General features: G+C 53.9%; 15 protein-coding genes and 1 pseudogene. 7 read left to right on the top strand and 9 right to left on the bottom strand.

Translation table 11 applies throughout. The annotated features are described in order from the left end of the window. Positions 1-71 precede the first annotated feature (71 nt). Together ACJY2G_RS23745 and ACJY2G_RS23750 are read left to right on the top strand one after the other, a co-directional pair. The gene (locus ACJY2G_RS23745; protein WP_430320747.1) at positions 72-1,196 is read left to right on the top strand and encodes an HlyD family secretion protein; all 1,125 of its coding nucleotides are present in this window, start codon (positions 72-74) and stop codon (positions 1,194-1,196) included. A 37-nt stretch (positions 1,197-1,233) separates the two neighbouring features. Continuing rightward, complete coding sequence (locus tag ACJY2G_RS23750; RefSeq protein ID WP_430320748.1) at positions 1,234-1,824, top strand: TetR/AcrR family transcriptional regulator; 591 nt, start codon at positions 1,234-1,236, stop codon at positions 1,822-1,824. 154 nt (positions 1,825-1,978) lie between these two features. Here the strand turns inward: ACJY2G_RS23750 and ACJY2G_RS23755 are convergent, their stop codons facing one another. Beyond that, on the bottom strand, positions 1,979-4,096 hold the full coding sequence (locus ACJY2G_RS23755; protein ID WP_439292278.1) for a TonB-dependent siderophore receptor: 2,118 nt from the start codon (positions 4,094-4,096) through the stop codon (positions 1,979-1,981). Between the two features lie 389 nt (positions 4,097-4,485). Between ACJY2G_RS23755 and ACJY2G_RS23760 the strand changes: the two are divergent. Beyond that, positions 4,486-4,686 (top strand): annotated as a pseudogene (locus ACJY2G_RS23760) (methyltransferase); the annotation flags it as partial. A gap of 9 nt (positions 4,687-4,695) precedes the next feature. On the opposite strand, the gene ACJY2G_RS23765 reads toward ACJY2G_RS23760, so the two are convergent. The 3 genes from ACJY2G_RS23765 to ACJY2G_RS23775 form a co-directional block, all read right to left on the bottom strand. Then, entirely contained in the window at positions 4,696-6,657 is a 1,962-nt protein-coding gene (locus ACJY2G_RS23765; RefSeq protein ID WP_430320750.1) for a glycoside hydrolase family 3 protein, read from the bottom strand. Between the two features lie 111 nt (positions 6,658-6,768). After that, the gene (locus ACJY2G_RS23770; protein WP_129638771.1) at positions 6,769-7,287 is read right to left on the bottom strand and encodes a chromate transporter; all 519 of its coding nucleotides are present in this window, start codon (positions 7,285-7,287) and stop codon (positions 6,769-6,771) included. Next, on the bottom strand, positions 7,287-7,844 hold the full coding sequence (locus ACJY2G_RS23775) for a chromate transporter (RefSeq protein WP_198659732.1): 558 nt from the start codon (positions 7,842-7,844) through the stop codon (positions 7,287-7,289). The genes ACJY2G_RS23770 and ACJY2G_RS23775 overlap by 1 nt, the downstream gene beginning before the upstream one ends. 150 nt (positions 7,845-7,994) lie before the next feature. On the opposite strand from ACJY2G_RS23775, the gene ACJY2G_RS23780 reads away from it, so the two are divergent. Continuing rightward, positions 7,995-8,912, top strand: coding sequence for a LysR family transcriptional regulator (locus tag ACJY2G_RS23780; protein WP_181955545.1), 918 nt, complete (start codon positions 7,995-7,997; stop codon positions 8,910-8,912). An 11-nt stretch (positions 8,913-8,923) separates the two neighbouring features. Here the strand turns inward: ACJY2G_RS23780 and ACJY2G_RS23785 are convergent, their stop codons facing one another. Next, on the bottom strand, positions 8,924-9,277 hold the full coding sequence (locus ACJY2G_RS23785) for an ArsR/SmtB family transcription factor (RefSeq protein WP_112289990.1): 354 nt from the start codon (positions 9,275-9,277) through the stop codon (positions 8,924-8,926). Between the two features lie 236 nt (positions 9,278-9,513). Between ACJY2G_RS23785 and fusA the strand changes: the two genes are divergently transcribed. From fusA to ACJY2G_RS23800, 3 genes are all read left to right on the top strand, one after another. After that, positions 9,514-11,619 (top strand): elongation factor G, encoded by a 2,106-nt coding sequence (gene fusA / locus ACJY2G_RS23790; RefSeq protein WP_439292279.1) that lies wholly within the window; start codon positions 9,514-9,516, stop codon positions 11,617-11,619. Positions 11,620-11,759: 140 nt separating this feature from the next. After that, positions 11,760-11,996 carry a type II toxin-antitoxin system CcdA family antitoxin gene (locus ACJY2G_RS23795; RefSeq protein WP_095921781.1) on the top strand — a complete coding sequence of 79 codons (237 nt, stop codon included), beginning with the start codon at positions 11,760-11,762 and terminating at the stop codon, positions 11,994-11,996. Then, positions 11,996-12,307 carry a CcdB family protein gene (locus tag ACJY2G_RS23800; RefSeq protein WP_095921782.1) on the top strand — a complete coding sequence of 104 codons (312 nt, stop codon included), beginning with the start codon at positions 11,996-11,998 and terminating at the stop codon, positions 12,305-12,307. Before ACJY2G_RS23795 ends, ACJY2G_RS23800 begins: the two co-directional genes overlap by 1 nt. Before the next feature lie 35 nt (positions 12,308-12,342). Here the strand turns inward: ACJY2G_RS23800 and wrbA are convergent, their stop codons facing one another. From wrbA to ACJY2G_RS23820, 4 genes are all read right to left on the bottom strand, one after another. Further along, positions 12,343-12,942 carry an NAD(P)H:quinone oxidoreductase gene (wrbA, locus tag ACJY2G_RS23805; protein WP_015689874.1) on the bottom strand — a complete coding sequence of 200 codons (600 nt, stop codon included), beginning with the start codon at positions 12,940-12,942 and terminating at the stop codon, positions 12,343-12,345. Positions 12,943-13,245: 303 nt separating this feature from the next. Continuing rightward, a complete protein-coding gene (locus ACJY2G_RS23810) occupies positions 13,246-13,470 on the bottom strand; it encodes a hypothetical protein (RefSeq protein WP_120162824.1) in 225 nt (74 codons plus the stop codon). Further along, positions 13,467-13,883 (bottom strand): hypothetical protein, encoded by a 417-nt coding sequence (locus ACJY2G_RS23815; RefSeq protein WP_120162825.1) that lies wholly within the window; start codon positions 13,881-13,883, stop codon positions 13,467-13,469. The genes ACJY2G_RS23810 and ACJY2G_RS23815 overlap by 4 nt, the downstream gene beginning before the upstream one ends. Before the next feature lie 49 nt (positions 13,884-13,932). Then, a partial coding sequence (locus ACJY2G_RS23820; protein WP_430324184.1) for a YadA C-terminal domain-containing protein occupies positions 13,933-14,707 on the bottom strand: 775 nt, incomplete at its 5' end.

Here is a 14,707-nt window from a genome sequence, read left to right on the forward strand (position 1 = left end):
TTCCCGGAGCTTGTTTGTATGATGAGTATCATATTAATATGATGACCATCATGCAATGAGTGAGAATAAAAATGAGTGAAACCACAGCAGGTGAAGGGATCGCGGTTCCGGCAAAAAAATCCGGTAAACGTTCAAAGCGGATCTTTGTGGTCAGCGGCATTGCACTGGCTGTTGCCCTTGGCGGTGCTGCCTGGTTGCTGGCCGCGCCTGCATCGGAATCAACCGACGATGCCTATCTGACGGCTGATGCGACCACCGTCGCGCCAAAAGTGAAGGGGTTTGTGGCAAAGGTACTGGTGCGGCACAACCAGCAGGTTCATGCAGGGGATAAACTGGTCCTGATCGACAGCGAGGAATTTACAGCACGCCTGAATGCGGCACGCGGCGATCTCGAAGATGCGCGGGCGCAGGTCGCCCAACAGCAGGCGGCGTTACTCAGCCAGCAGGCGCAGGAACAGCTTGCACTGACTCAGATTGACGCGGCACGCACGGCAATCCGTTCCTCCCGTGCCGAGCAGCAGCATGCCGAAGCCGAACAGCAGCGTTATCAGTCGCTGGCGGTCAGCGGCGCGACGTCACGTAATGATGCCGACCGCTATAAAACCACCGCCGTGACCGCTGAACAGACCTCGGCACACGCCGCTGCCATGCTGGATGTGGCGCAAAATCAGGCGGCAGTCACACATGCAAAACGCGCTGAAATTGAAGCCGCGCTGGCGCTGGCGAATGCGGCAGTCGTGAAAGCGCAGGCGGCGGAAGATCTGGCGCAACAGGATCTCAATCACACCACGATTTTTGCAGCCGTGGATGGCGTGGCGGGAAATCGTCAGGTGCAGGTGGGCGATTATGTCACGCCCGGTCAGCGGCTGATGACGCTGGTGCCGGAGCAGGGGATTTATGTGACGGCCAATTTCAAAGAGACGCAGACCGGCAGAATGCAACCGGGACAACGGGCGGATGTCCATGTCGATGCGCTGCCGGGTGTGACGTTTCGCGGTGAAGTCGACAGCCTCGCGCCAGGTTCCGGTTCGACATTTGCGCTGCTGCCGTTTGAGCCGGGCACCGGTAACTTCACCAAAATTGTTCAACGGGTGCCGGTGCGTATTCGTCTCGATGCCGGTCAGCCGGATTTAGCGGCGCTGCGTCCGGGATTATCGGTGGATGCCCGCGTTTCGTTAACCGATGCGGTCAGGTAAACTATGACGGCAATTTTCTGATGATCAGAGCCTGACTATGCGCTATGAAAGTGAACATAAACCTAAAATCCGCGAGCGGATTGTGAAAGAAGCGGCGAAAGCTATCCGCGCCAAAGGGCCGTTGCAGGTCAGCGTGGCTGGCGTGATGAGTAAAGCCGGGCTGACGCACGGCGGGTTCTATGCGCACTTTGCCTCGAAAGATGCCCTGATCGAAGCAGCTATCGCACAGATGTTTAATCAGGTGATGGCGCGCTGGGATAAAGATAATCAGGGGCTGACCGCACAGCAGCAACTGGCGGGGTATATCGATTTCTATCTGTCGCCATGGCACCGTGATAACCGTGCGCAGGGCTGCCCGGTTTCAGCGCTGGCCTCGGAAACACCCCGTATGCCGGCAGCTTGCCAGGCGGAGTTTGCGCGGGGAATCGAACGGATCCGCGGGATGATTTTACGTCAGCTGACAGAGATGGGCGTTGGTGATCCAAAAACCACGGCGATTTCTGTCAGTGCAGAACTGATGGGCAGCTTGTCGCTGGCACGTTGCGAACCGGATCGTGAAGCTTCGGATGCGTTGCTGGAAAATGCGCGGAAGACGGTGAAAGCGCGGCTGAATTTGCCGGAAGAATAAACTCTCAGAATCGCTCCCTCCCCTGCGATGGGGAGGGTTGGGGTGGGGTATTAAGTTCTAAATCAAAAAGTTAAGGTTTTCTTAAACAAGGTGTTAGCCCTTAAAACCCCCTCCCAGCCTCCCCCTTCGCAGGGGGAGGAGCTGAAAAAATCTATCAGAAATCATAACCTACTGTAGCAACCACAGTACGTTCCTGACCCCAGTAGCAATAGCTGGTGCCGTAACAGGCCGCGACATATTTCTTGTCGAACAGGTTGTTGGCATTCAGCTGCACATACGCGCCTTTCAGCTGCGGATTAAACTGCACCAGATTCATACGCAGGGACGCATCAACCAGCGTGGCGGAAGGCATGTGACGGGTGTTTTCGTTATCCGCCCATTGTGTGCCGATGTAGCGCACGCCCGCACCCATATCCACACCAATCGGCGTGTTGTACTGACCCCAGATGGACGCCATTTGTTTTGGCGTCACATACGGCGTGTTGCCGTTGTTTTCGGCGGCATCACGGATACGCACTTTGTTATAGGTATAACCGGCCATCACGTTGAAGCGTTCGGTAACCTGCTTCTTGGCTTCCAGCTCCAGACCCTGTGAACGGATTTTCCCTGCCGGCTCGTAATAGCTGCCGACCACCACGCGGTTACCCACGTCTTTTTGCGTCAGATCATACAACGCCGCGCTGTACATATCGGACGTGCCGACCGGCTGGTATTTGATACCGGCTTCGTATTGTTCGCTCTGCATCGGTTTCAGCAGGGTGCCATCAGCACCCGGCAGGGCAGATGGGGTCATCGCCTGACTGTAGCTGACGTACGGAGAAATCCCGCTGTCGAAGGCGTACAGCAGGGAAGCGCGGCTGCTGAAGTGTTCATCTTTACGTTCGCTGTTACTCTGCGTGCCGTAAATGCTTTCGTAGCTGCGGCTGGACGTTTTCAGCGTGTCGTAACGGCCTGACAGGGTCAGATACCACTTGTTCCAGCTCATTTCATCTTGCAGATAAGTGCCCATCTGCTCATAACGGTTTTTACCGCGTGAATGGCTGTAATAATCCAGTGCATCGCCGCCCACACCGGTGTACGGGTTAAGTGGCTCAGCGGTGGCACCATCAGATTTCACGTCGTTGACAAAGTGGGAATAATCAAAGCCCAGAACCACTTTATGTGCCAGTTCGCCAGTGGCGAAATCGGCTTCCAGCTGGTTGTCGATAGCAAACGTATCCAGAGACGATTTCTCACCGGAATAGTAGCGATTCATCAGCGTACGGTCTGCGTTCCAGCCAGCCTGATACACCTGATCCAGTTCGGTATTGGAATGGGTGTAGTTGGCGTTCTGGCGGAATGACCATATGTCGTTAAACGCGTGCTGGAATTCGTAGCTGTAGATCTGCTCCCAGCGTTTGAACTGGTTGCGGGTGGTTTCGCCATCGAAGAAACCACGGCTCAGTTTCTGACCGTACAGGCTGCCGTCGGCAGGCACTGCGGCGTGATAACCGCCGGACGGATCTTTTTGCAGATAAGCCCGCAGTAACAGGGAGGTGTTTTCATCCGGCGTCCACAGTAATTGCGGAGAAATCGCGTAACGCTCTTCACGCTGGTGATCGTACTGCGTGTCACTGCTGCGGGTCATACCGGTCAGGCGGAATGCCAGCTGATCGTTGATCGCGTTAGTGTAATCGAACGCGCCGCCTTTGGTGTTTTGTGTACCACCGGAAAGCTGGAAGTGACCTTCTTCAGCAAACTGCGGGCGCTTGGTGGTTTCCATCACCACACCGCCGGGAATGCTCTGGCCGTAAAGCGCAGAAGACGGGCCTTTCACCACATCAATACGTTCGAGGAACCACGGATCAACCTGAATGGAGTTATAAGTTGCGCCATCGCTGAGAATACGCAGGCCATCAAGGAAGGTGTTGTTGACGTCACCGCCGTGGAAACCGCGCAGGGAAATTGTGTCATAACGCGTTGCGCCACCGGCAAAGTTGGTGAAGACGCCGGGCGTATAGTTCAGTGCAGCGTTCACCGTGGTGGCGTTCTGGTCCGTCATTTGCTGACGGGTCACGACAGACACGGCCTGACCGGTAGTGATCAGCGGCTGATCCGTTTTGGTCGCGCTTTTACTGGTTTTTGCACTGTAACCCTGCGTCGGGGCATCTGCGGTATCAGCAGGTGCGGCTTTGACAACCACCGTATCTTCGGCAGCCATTGATGCAGCCGGAACGGCCAGCGCCATGGCGCACATAAGCACCGAGCGTTTGAGGGGAAAAGCCAACAACATATTCATATTCCCTATAAATAACCTGATAAATCATCAGGTGATTAATTGATGCGTGTGAAATAGACCCAAAAAGCCAACAGGGTTCCGCGCGAAAGACGTGGTGCAATAACGCGGTATGGCTTAACGAAAACGAGACGAATGTTAAACTTAATGATAATTGTTATCATTATTATTTTACAAATTCACGGGGGGTTTCTTCTAAAAGTGTGAACTGGCGCAGGTTTATCATGATGAAAAGCAGGGTCTTTTTGATTGTTTTACGAACAACCTTACTCAGGCAATGGATATCGGATGTGCCTGCCGAATCGCCAAATGTGAAGGATTCCCTTGAAAACGCAGACAAAACCGCAGTTACGGATTAGCTTTAAGAGTGAGTTTTTTAAAATCGAAGAAGTTCACGACCGAGATCGGGAAATAATGCAGTGAGAGACGGCGCGGTGGTCGATCCCCGTAGCGACGACGCCCGTGTACAAGGCGTTCGCCGCTATATTGAGATGATTGAGCAGGAACCCCGCTTATCTGCCACCGCGCTGCAAACCGTCGGCAGCAAAGGCTGGGACGGTTTTGTGCTGGCGAGGGTAGTCAGCTAAACGCAGGCGTTAACGTGCCAGACCAAAGCCAATGTCAAACAGCGGGTTTTCGCTGTCATGCGGCATATCCGACTGTTGTTTAAGCACGGCTTCCATCGATGACGGCAGCTCGAACGGCAGTTTGCCGGTATAAGCTTCGCTGCTGGTCAGACGGCTAAACAGCACCGCATCGCTGACGCCGAAATTACCGATCACCGCTTTTGCTTTGTCATTCACGTTGGTCAGAATGGCAGGGCGGTCGAGGTACACCGTGACCACCGTGGGTACCGCTTTGCTGGCTTTTACGATGGCCTGATAATCGGCATTGTCATCGGTAAAGGCCAGTGAACCTTCATGGTGGCGCTTGCCGAAGAACCACTGTTTATGCGGTTGTTCATAAGGTGCATGAGCGCGGATCAGCGCGACATCAGCTTTTTCCAGCGCATTCACCACTGTGAAACCTGCGGCCTGTGCGGCTTTCGGTTCGATACCATACAGCCACACTTTTTTGCCTTTTTTCAGCGGTAACAGGTCACCGGTATTTTGCAGTAAAACAAGGGAGTGACGTTGCGCCGCATCGGCTTCTTTCTGCCAGTCTGCGCGTCCGACGGTTTTTACCGCTTTCTGAGGATCCACAAACGGATTTTCAAACAGTCCTGTGCGGAATTTTTGCTCAAGGATGCGCACCACGGATTCATCCAGCCGCTGCTGTGTCAGCTGGTTTTCGTTGACCGCATTCACCAGGAGTTGGGAGTCAGTCACGCCGCCAAACTGATCCACACCGGCCTTCACCGCTTTGACGAAACGCTGCTGTGGCGTCAGGTTTTCAACGCCCCAGGACATACCGCCGGGGACCGGTTCTTTGCCTTCCGGCGAACCGTTCAGGCATTCGTCTTCGCAGTTGCTGGTGATCAACCAGTCGCTGAGGATCACCCCTTTGAAACCATACTGACCGCGCAGGATATCCGTCAGTAACTGATGGCTGAATCCGGCACCGACCTGTTCAAGCGGTTTGCCTTCAAAGGATGCATTTTTCAAAATGGAATAGGTGGGCATGACGCTGGCGACATTGGCTTCGAAAGCGCCGGTAAACGGATAGATGTGCTCTTTGAGATTATTGCCCGGAAACACGGCATTCTTGCCGTAGACGTTGTGGCTGTCGTAGCCGTTCTCCGCCGCACCGTACCCGACCCAGTGCTTCACCACCGAAATCACGCTGCCCTGATTCAGGCCATCGCCGCCATTTTGCATCCCTTCGATGTAGCCGCGCACCATGTTATGCACCCGCGCCGGGTCTTCACCGAAAGTGCCACTGATCCGCGCCCAGCGCGGTTCTGTTGCCAGATCGGCCTGCGGAGAAAGTGCCTCGCGAATGCCGACGGCCAGATATTCCTGACGGACGATATCGGCGTAGCGGCGGGTGAGTTTTTCATTGCCAATTGCTGCCAGCCCTAAGGTTTCAGGCCACTGTGTGAATTTGCCGGAAGCCGTGCTCGCGCCAGTCAGATATTCAAACGAGTTACGTGGATCACTGCTGATGGTGACCGGAATACCGAGTCGTGATTTTTCAGCAATCTGCTGCAGTTTATTGTTTTCTTCTGCCATCACCGCAGGATCTTCCGCTGACAACCGGGTGATCAGACTGTTGACCTTGGCGCCGGAAATCATCTTTTCCGCCGCCGCCATATCATAGTGAGTCCCGGCGCCGATCGGACTGTTGGCCGTTGGCGCGGAGCCGTGCATCATCACCCCGGCTTTTTCCTCCAGCGTCATACGTTTTACCAGATCCGCCGCGCGTTCTTCCGGCGTCAGTCGCCAGTCCTCATAAGGTTCGAGTTTGCCGGAGTGATTGAGATCTTTAAATTGCAGGCCATCAACGGTCAGCAATGTCACTTCCCGCTGACTCAGTTCGGGCTGATCGGTATCAGCAAAAGCAGCCGGTATGGAAAACAGAAGGGCAGAAACAGCCAGGTTCAGAGGTTTGATTTTCATCATCATCCTTAATTATTTTGTGTCTATAAAGAATTGATAAATATAGAAACTTAATGCTTAAGGAATAACCTATTTACCTGACTGATATTGCGATCAGGTTCTCAAATGCTATCAGCCAAGCACCATTCCCAGTACCGCGCCGACTGCCAGTACCCATAACGGGTGGATCCGCTTATTAAGCGCCAGCAGGGTACACAGGGCGATCACACCCGCAAGTGACAGCGTGGTGGCTGAAGCTTTGGCGATCAACAGTCCGCTCGACACCACCAGCCCGACGGTGACCGGCACCAGTCCGCGCTGAATAACCTGACGCCACGGGCGGTCTTTATAACGCTTCCAGCCCCCCATCACGATCAGGGTCACCACAGAAGACGGACCAAATTTTGCCAGCGAAGACACCAGCAGACCGGACCACCCCGCAACCTGCCAGCCAATCAGCGGCACGATCATCATATTCGGTCCGGGAGCGGCTTGCGCCAGCGCGAACAACGCACTGAATTCCTGCGCGCTCATCCAGTGATGCACCTGCACCACGGCACGTTGCATCTCCGGCAGAATGGTATTACCGCCGCCAAAGGCCAGCAGTGAGAGTTCGGTAAACAGCAGGGCGAGTGAGAGTAAAACGGCCATCAGAATTTACTCCTGGCGCAGATGAAAATACTGACCGGAGCCAGCACCAGCATCACCGGCAGCATCGGGATGCGAAATCCTGCGATGGCAATGACGCCTGCGGCGACCAGCGCCAGTTGCAGCCATTTTCCCCGCAAAGGTGCCAGCATCTTGAGGCCGGTCGAGAGCAGTAAACCGGCCGCCGCTGCCGCCATCCCCGCAAACAAATGTTCCACCAGCGGTTCATTCTGATAACGCGCATACACCAGTCCCAGCAGCACTACGCAAATCGTTGGTGCCAGGATCAGGCCGAGAATGGCGGAAAGCGCACCGCGCAGCCCGCGAAACTCCATTCCCAGCGCGACGGATAAATTAATGATATTGCCGCCCGGTAAAAACTGACACAGACCCAGCAGTTCGGTGAACTGATCGCCGGTCAGCCAGCGGCGTTTATCCACCAGCATGTGCCGCGCCATCGGCAGCACGCCGCCGAAACCGGTCAGGCCAAGAATGAAAAAGCCTTTAAACAGTTGTCCGCAATCAGGTTGCGGCGCGGTCCCATCTTCTGTATCCAGCATTAATTTATCCTGCGTTTGTGCCGACATTTTCACTCTCTCCCTCAAATGTAATTCAAAGCCGCCAGAGGCGTAAATTCTGTTAAGGATCATGCGCGTGGATGTGCCATGATGTCTAATGCCTTTAATAATGATAAAAGATACCCTGAGGGTATGGATATGATTGAACTGAAACGTCTGAATGCGTTCGTCACTGTGGTGGAAGCGGGCAGCATTACCCGCGCCGCAGAACTGCTGTTTATCCAGCAACCGCCGCTGACACGCCTGCTACAGGGGCTGGAACAGGAGTTTGGCGTGCCTTTGTTACAACGTTTGCCGCGCGGGGTGATCCCGACCGAAGCGGGCGAGGTGTTATTGCAGGAAGCCCGTGCGGTGCTGGCGAGGGCCGCTCAGCTCAGCGCCGCGATGCATCGTGCCGCACAGGGAGAACAAGGGCGCGTGCGCATCGGTTTCACCAGCTCGGCCGCGCTGCATACCTTTGTGCCCGCGCTGTTGCGCCGCTACCGGGAAATCTATCCGGCGGTCAGCACGCAGCTGGAGGAAAGCGGCAGCGGTGAGTTACTGGCGTCTGTGGTGGCGGGCGAGCTGGATGTCGCATTTGTGCGTATGCGGGTCAAAGATATGCCCGAATTAGAAATGGAAAAAGTGCTGGAAGAACCGATGTGGGTGGCGGTTCCGGCCGGACACAAACTGGCATCGCGGACTTCTGCCAGGCCGCTCAAACTCGAAGAACTGAGCAACGAGCCTTTTGTGTTGTACCGTCGTCGTGCCGGGCAGGGATTGTATGACGCCATACTGGCAGCGTATGTCCGTGCCGGTTTTAGCCCGCACATCGTGCAGGAAGCGCCGCGGTTAACATCGTGCCTGAGTCTGGTCGGCGCGGGACTGGGGATCTCGATTGTGCCTGAATCCATGACCCGCCTCGGCGGCGATGGCGTGGTATTTCTGCCACTGGATGCCGCCACGCAACTCAGTGCGCCGCTGTATCTCGCGCGGCGGGAGGACAGCCATTCATCGGCTATAATCAATACGTTTTGTGCGCTGGTGAAATCGCAATTAACGGTGCAGTGATTATCTGCGCATTAAAGATGTTGCTCAGAAATATGTTTCTGGGTGGATTCCAGCGTAATGCCGTCAGATTCGATGGCACTGAGCAGCGAATCCAGCAGGCCGGGGAAGCGGGCGTCCAGATCTTCGCGGCGCAGTGAAAGCAAATTGGCGCGGCCATCCGGGCGCTGCCAGATCACGCCGCTGTCCCGCAATACGCGCCAGTGGTGAGTCAGTGTCGATTTCGACAGTCCCTGCAATAAGGTTCCGCAAGGATGCTCGCCGCCTTTTGCCAGCGTGCGCACCACGGCCAGACGTAGCGGATTGCCCAGCGCAGTCAGAACATTTTCGAGGCGGATCTGCCCGCGCTCAGGGTGGTTGGCTATCATCGGACTATCCTCTTAAAGTACAAAAATCAACGGCCGCGCAATATAGCCTATCCCTCTGCTGCTGTACAACGCGATGGCCTCTCACCAATTTCATCGATAGAATAAAATTATTGTACGAATATACACGTACAATTGTAATATACTCTCCGCATTAAGAAGTTTAGTACTCATTACTTTGTGACGGGACGTGATAACCACTCTCCGCCAACTTAGCCATCAACCAGTAAGGACGTTATATGGCTCGCAAAACGCCAATCGAGCGCTACCGCAATATCGGTATCTCAGCACACATCGACGCAGGTAAAACCACCACCACCGAGCGTATTCTTTTCTATACCGGCATGAATCATAAGCTGGGAGAAGTGCATGACGGCGGTGCGACCACAGACTGGATGGCTCAGGAACAGGAGCGCGGCATTACCATTACGTCCGCTGCTGTCACCTGTTTCTGGCGCGGGATGGATCACTCATTCGATGAGCATCGCATTAATATTATCGACACTCCGGGGCACGTGGATTTCACCATTGAAGTGGAACGTTCCATGCGCGTACTCGACGGTGCGGTAATGGTGTACGACGCCGTCGGCGGTGTGCAGCCACAGTCTGAAACCGTCTGGCGTCAGGCCAATAAATACAAAGTGCCGCGTCTGGCTTTCGTTAACAAAATGGACCGTCAGGGCGCAGATTTCTTCCGTGTTCGCCAGATGATGGTGGATCGCCTGAAAGCCAATCCGGTGCCGATTGTCATTCCGATCGGTAAAGAAGAGCATTTTACCGGCGTGGTGGATTTGCGCAAAATGCGCGCCATTTTGTGGGACGACGCGACACAAGGGATGACCTTTACCTATGAAGCGATCCCGGCAGAACTTCAGGCGCTGGCGGAAGAATGGCGAGAAAAAATGGTGTCGGCCGCTGCTGAAGCCAACGACGCGCTGATGGATAAATATCTCGAAGAAGGCACGCTGACCGAAGATGAAATTACCGAAGGTCTGCGTCTGCGCACCATCGCCGGTGAAATCCAGCCGATGCTGTGTGGCAGTGCGTTCAAGAATAAAGGCGTACAGCGCATGCTTGATGCCGTGATCGAACTGATGCCGTCTCCGCTGGATATTCCACCGGTAGCGGGCACTGACGAAGACGGTAACGAAGTGTTCCGTCATTCCGATGACAACGAGAAGTTCTCGGCGCTGGCGTTCAAACTGATGACTGACCCGTATGTCGGCCAGCTGACGTTTGTCCGTGTTTATTCCGGCGTGCTGAAAAAAGGCGACAGCGTGTATAACCCGGTGCGCGGCAAGAAAGAGCGTATCGGGCGTATTGTGCAGATGCACGCGAATGACCGTATCGAAATTGATGAAATCCGTGCCGGTGATATCGCTGCCTGTGTCGGGCTGAAAGATGTGACGACCGGTGAAACGCTGTGCGATCCGACCGACATCATTACGCTGGTACGCATGGAGTTCCCGGATCCGGTGATTTCGCAGGCTATCGAGCCGAAGACTAAAGCCGACCAGGAAAAAATGGGGATCGCGTTGTCACGGCTGGCATCAGAGGATCCGTCATTCCGCATCCGTACCGACGAGGAATCCGGCCAGACAATTATTTCCGGGATGGGCGAATTGCATCTGGAAATCATTGTCGACCGCATGAAACGTGAGTTCGGTGTGGAAGCCAACATCGGTAAACCGCAGGTAACGTACCGTGAAACGGTGCGCAAAACGGTGAAAGATGTGGAAGGGAAATTTGTACGTCAGTCCGGCGGTAAAGGGCAGTACGGCCACGTGGTCTTCACGCTCGAACCGTTGCCAGCAGGCACTGGCTTTGAGTTTGTCGATGCTACAAAAGGTGGCGTAGTGCCGCGCGACTATATCCCTGCGGTAGAGAAAGGGGTCACGGAGGCGCTGAACAACGGCATTCTGGCCGGTTATCCGGTGGTCGATGCGAAAGTGACACTGACCTTCGGGTCATACCACGAGGTCGATTCCTCGGAAATGGCGTTCAAAATGGCGGCGATCTTTGGTTTCAAAGAAGCGGCTAAACGTGCGGATCCGGTGATCCTCGAGCCGATGATGAAAGTCGAAGTGGAAACGCCGGAGGAGTACGCCGGTGGCGTGATGGGCGATTTGTCCTCGCGTCGCGGTACAGTGCAGGGCATGGAAGAGATCGCGGGCGGCGGCGGTAAAATTATTAAAGCCGAAGTGCCGCTTTCCGAAATGTTTGGCTACTCCACCTTTTTGCGGTCGATGTCGCAAGGTCGTGCAACCTACAGCATGGAGTTCAATCACTATGCCGAGGCACCGCGCAATGTCGCTGAAAACATTATTGCGTCGCGTGGTAAATAAGCAATACCGGCGTAATCTCCGCCATTGACAAAACGGTCCGCAAGGGCCGTTTTTTTTGGTCGTAGAAAAGGATTTAATAGTTTATGACTTCATTGTGTGACACTCTAATGCGCATCTCAGGTGTGTATGAGGAGGGTGTTATGTCATCAGTAACGGGAAATAAAAAACGAACGAATGTCACGCTGAGTGCCGATTTACTAGAACAGGCCAAAGTGTTCGGCATTAATCTTTCAGCAACGTTTGATAAAGCGTTAGGAGAAGCGGTGAAAGAGAAGCAAAGGAAACTTTTCTTAGAGGAAAATCAGCAAGCAATGGATTCCTGCAACGCCTTTACTGAAAAGGCAGGACTCTTCTCTCAGGGACGTGGAGTGTTGTAATGGCGCAATTTGATGTGTACGAAAATCAGGGAGAGGGTAAAAATCTTTATCCCTATTTTATGGATATTCAGAATCCCTTATTTGAAAGACTTAATGAGCGGATCGTTGTGCCGCTAACTGCACTTAGCAACCTGAAACCCATCAGGCATCTTCATCCCCTTATCAGGATCCAAAATCATCAATACGTGCTTATGACTAATCTCCTGACCAGCGTAAGTGCGACGCAATTACGTCATGAACCGGTGTTAAATGCAGATATTCATCGGGCGGATGTTGTTGCAGCGCTGGACTTACTGGTGATGGGAATTTAAGGCGCAGAATTCTGCGCCTTATTTTACGCGGTTATCTAGCTGACCAGCTTACTGACGATGGTCGCCACGTGTTTGCCCTGGTGCACGGCAATGCGCAGTTCTTCTGCGCTTGGCTGACGTGAGCCATCGCCACCAGCGATAGTGGTGGCGCCATAAGGTGTGCCGCCGCGGACCTGTGAAATATCGAACAATTCAGGCGTGGTGTAACCGATGGGAACGATGATCATGCCGTGATGGGCGAGGGTGGTCCAGGTGGAGGTGATGGTCATTTCCTGACCGCCTCCGGTACCGGTGGAGCTGAATACGCTGGCGACTTTACCGGCCAGTGCGCCTTTGGCCCACAGGCCGCCGGTCTGGTCGAGGAAAGTACGCATCTGGCCGGTCATGTTACCAAAGCGGGTAGGTGTACCGAAAATGATGGCATCGTAATCGCCAAGTTCTGCGGGAGATGCGACTTCTGCCGTCTGACCAGTTTTGCCACCGGCAGCCTTAAAGGCTTCTTCAGGCATCGTTTCTGGGACGCGTTTTATCGTGACTTCAACCCCGGGAACGCTGCGTGCGCCTTCGGCAACGCTCTGCGCCATCGTTTCAATATGACCATACATGGAATGATAGAGAACCAGTACTTTTGCCATTTTTAACTCCTGTTGAGGTGATGTTTTTTCCGTATCACGCGCTGGTTTAGAGCCGGTAATACGGGCGAAAAATTCGCTTAAAAATCCCACATTGACTCCTGCGCCTGCACGGCGGTTGTCATGAGCAAGAGTGTTCATCGTCCGCGCATAAGACGTGAGTTACAAACGCAAATTTTTGAACAGGCTCATCAATTAATTAGGGCAAAGGTGCAGAGAAGGTGGGTTTCGCACCTCTATATACTAGAACAGAAGTGCGGGAGTGGCGGGAGAGAAGGGGGAGATATAAAACGTAGTCAGAGTGCATTATTCTCTTTCTTTTTCCCAACTGACCAGAATTGAGACTTCATCGGGTTGCGCGATGAATTTACTGAGAGTGGCGGTATGACCGTCTTTCATCATGACCGATACGGCAACGCCAGTAATGCCGTGATCCAGCGGGGTTTCTTCAACGCGCTGAAGCATTTTCAGACAGGTAAATTGCTGCTCCGGTGGCAGATGTTTGAACTGATCGGTGTGGCGTTTCTTCATATCGGCATCCTTCCGTAAATTTGGCCGTCACGCATCAAAACCAGCTTATGGGTGCGCTTGTAATAAATCGCTGTGAAAACACCTTTGCGATAGACCTGAGCATCCGCGTTATCTTCATCAAGGTATGCTGCAGTCCCTTCGATATATCCCTGCTTGTCAGCGGGAAAGATTTTGACATCAATCCCTTTAATGCGGGCGTGAACGACTTTTTTGGTTGCCTGTGCATACTGCTTCGCCGAGTTTTCCATCGCCTGCTTCAGCGCCACGCTCTGAATAGACGTCTGACGATTTTGCTCTGCCATGTAACACGTATCTTTTGAAACGCCTTGTGACTGACAGTCCGCCATTCTGGAGGCCTGAGTGGAGCAGCCTGCAAGGACGGTCAGCGCAGCAATGACTAAAAGTTTTTTCATTTTGATTTACCCGTATTGGAAAGATGGGGGACGAGTCCCCCCTGAATTTTTACCAGCCAACACTCACGCCAGCGCCGTAACCGAAGTTACTTTGTGAATCGTCTGAAACTGACATTTTCACGATGGTAGCGCGGCTTGCATGGAATGATGCACCGACGGAAATTGCATTCTGTGAATCGTAGCCACCGACACCGGCACCGACCGCGAATTGCTGAGATTCCTGCACCTGAGGAATGTTGGCCTGTGCCATGGCAGAAGCAGAACCTGCGGCGGCTTCTTTCTTATTGCCATCAACCTCAGATTTCAGGTCGTTGAATTTCTTGTTGGTATAGTCATTTGCCTGCCCCAGGGTTTGTGCATCTGCCACCGCTCGGCTGTGAGATTCAGCCAGGACTTCTGCGTGATTTTGTTCTGACTCAGCATTGAGGGCAGTGATCTGTTGATCGTAATAGGCGGAGCGTACCACTTGTTTGACTACGGACTGTTGCTTTGAAACGGAAGCCTGTTCCGCCGGATTCTGTTTCAAGTGTTCGTCATCCGAAGCATTTTTAGAAGGCGTAGTGTTGACCGGAACACCGGTCGGGTCGTTATGCTGATAGGCCGCCACTTCTTCTGCGTGCTGCTGCAAGGCCGTCCGCTCCGCCGCGAGTGACTGGCCAGTATTGTGATTACCGTCGAGGTGCGTTGCTTCACCAGTCTGATGCGTCGGATTACCGGTCGGGTCGTTATGCTGATAGGCCGCCACTTCTTCTGCGTGCTGCTGCAAGGCCGTCCGCTGCGCCGCGAGTGACTGGCCAGTATTGTGATTACCATCGAGGTGCGTT

It is taken from the genome of Rahnella sp. ATs2 (genome assembly GCF_051851855.1).
GTDB classification, from domain to species: Bacteria; Pseudomonadota; Gammaproteobacteria; order Enterobacterales; family Enterobacteriaceae; genus Rahnella; species Rahnella variigena.

What these genes read in the sequence shown, in the direction of transcription:
- ACJY2G_RS23750 (WP_430320748.1), top strand. Translation starts at nt 1,234, where the DNA reads ATGCGCTATGAAAGTGAACATAAACCTAAAATCCGCGAGCGGATTGTG.
- ACJY2G_RS23795 (WP_095921781.1), top strand. Translation starts at nt 11,760, where the DNA reads ATGTCATCAGTAACGGGAAATAAAAAACGAACGAATGTCACGCTGAGT.
- ACJY2G_RS23775 (WP_198659732.1), bottom strand. Translation starts at nt 7,844, where the DNA reads ATGCTGGATACAGAAGATGGGACCGCGCCGCAACCTGATTGCGGACAA.
- ACJY2G_RS23815 (WP_120162825.1), bottom strand. Translation starts at nt 13,883, where the DNA reads ATGAAAAAACTTTTAGTCATTGCTGCGCTGACCGTCCTTGCAGGCTGC.
- ACJY2G_RS23780 (WP_181955545.1), top strand. Translation starts at nt 7,995, where the DNA reads ATGGATATGATTGAACTGAAACGTCTGAATGCGTTCGTCACTGTGGTG.
- ACJY2G_RS23810 (WP_120162824.1), bottom strand. Translation starts at nt 13,470, where the DNA reads ATGAAGAAACGCCACACCGATCAGTTCAAACATCTGCCACCGGAGCAG.
- ACJY2G_RS23770 (WP_129638771.1), bottom strand. Translation starts at nt 7,287, where the DNA reads ATGGCCGTTTTACTCTCACTCGCCCTGCTGTTTACCGAACTCTCACTG.
- ACJY2G_RS23755 (WP_439292278.1), bottom strand. Translation starts at nt 4,096, where the DNA reads ATGTTGTTGGCTTTTCCCCTCAAACGCTCGGTGCTTATGTGCGCCATG.
- fusA (WP_439292279.1), top strand. Translation starts at nt 9,514, where the DNA reads ATGGCTCGCAAAACGCCAATCGAGCGCTACCGCAATATCGGTATCTCA.
- ACJY2G_RS23785 (WP_112289990.1), bottom strand. Translation starts at nt 9,277, where the DNA reads ATGATAGCCAACCACCCTGAGCGCGGGCAGATCCGCCTCGAAAATGTT.
- ACJY2G_RS23765 (WP_430320750.1), bottom strand. Translation starts at nt 6,657, where the DNA reads ATGAAAATCAAACCTCTGAACCTGGCTGTTTCTGCCCTTCTGTTTTCC.
- ACJY2G_RS23745 (WP_430320747.1), top strand. Translation starts at nt 72, where the DNA reads ATGAGTGAAACCACAGCAGGTGAAGGGATCGCGGTTCCGGCAAAAAAA.
- ACJY2G_RS23800 (WP_095921782.1), top strand. Translation starts at nt 11,996, where the DNA reads ATGGCGCAATTTGATGTGTACGAAAATCAGGGAGAGGGTAAAAATCTT.
- wrbA (WP_015689874.1), bottom strand. Translation starts at nt 12,942, where the DNA reads ATGGCAAAAGTACTGGTTCTCTATCATTCCATGTATGGTCATATTGAA.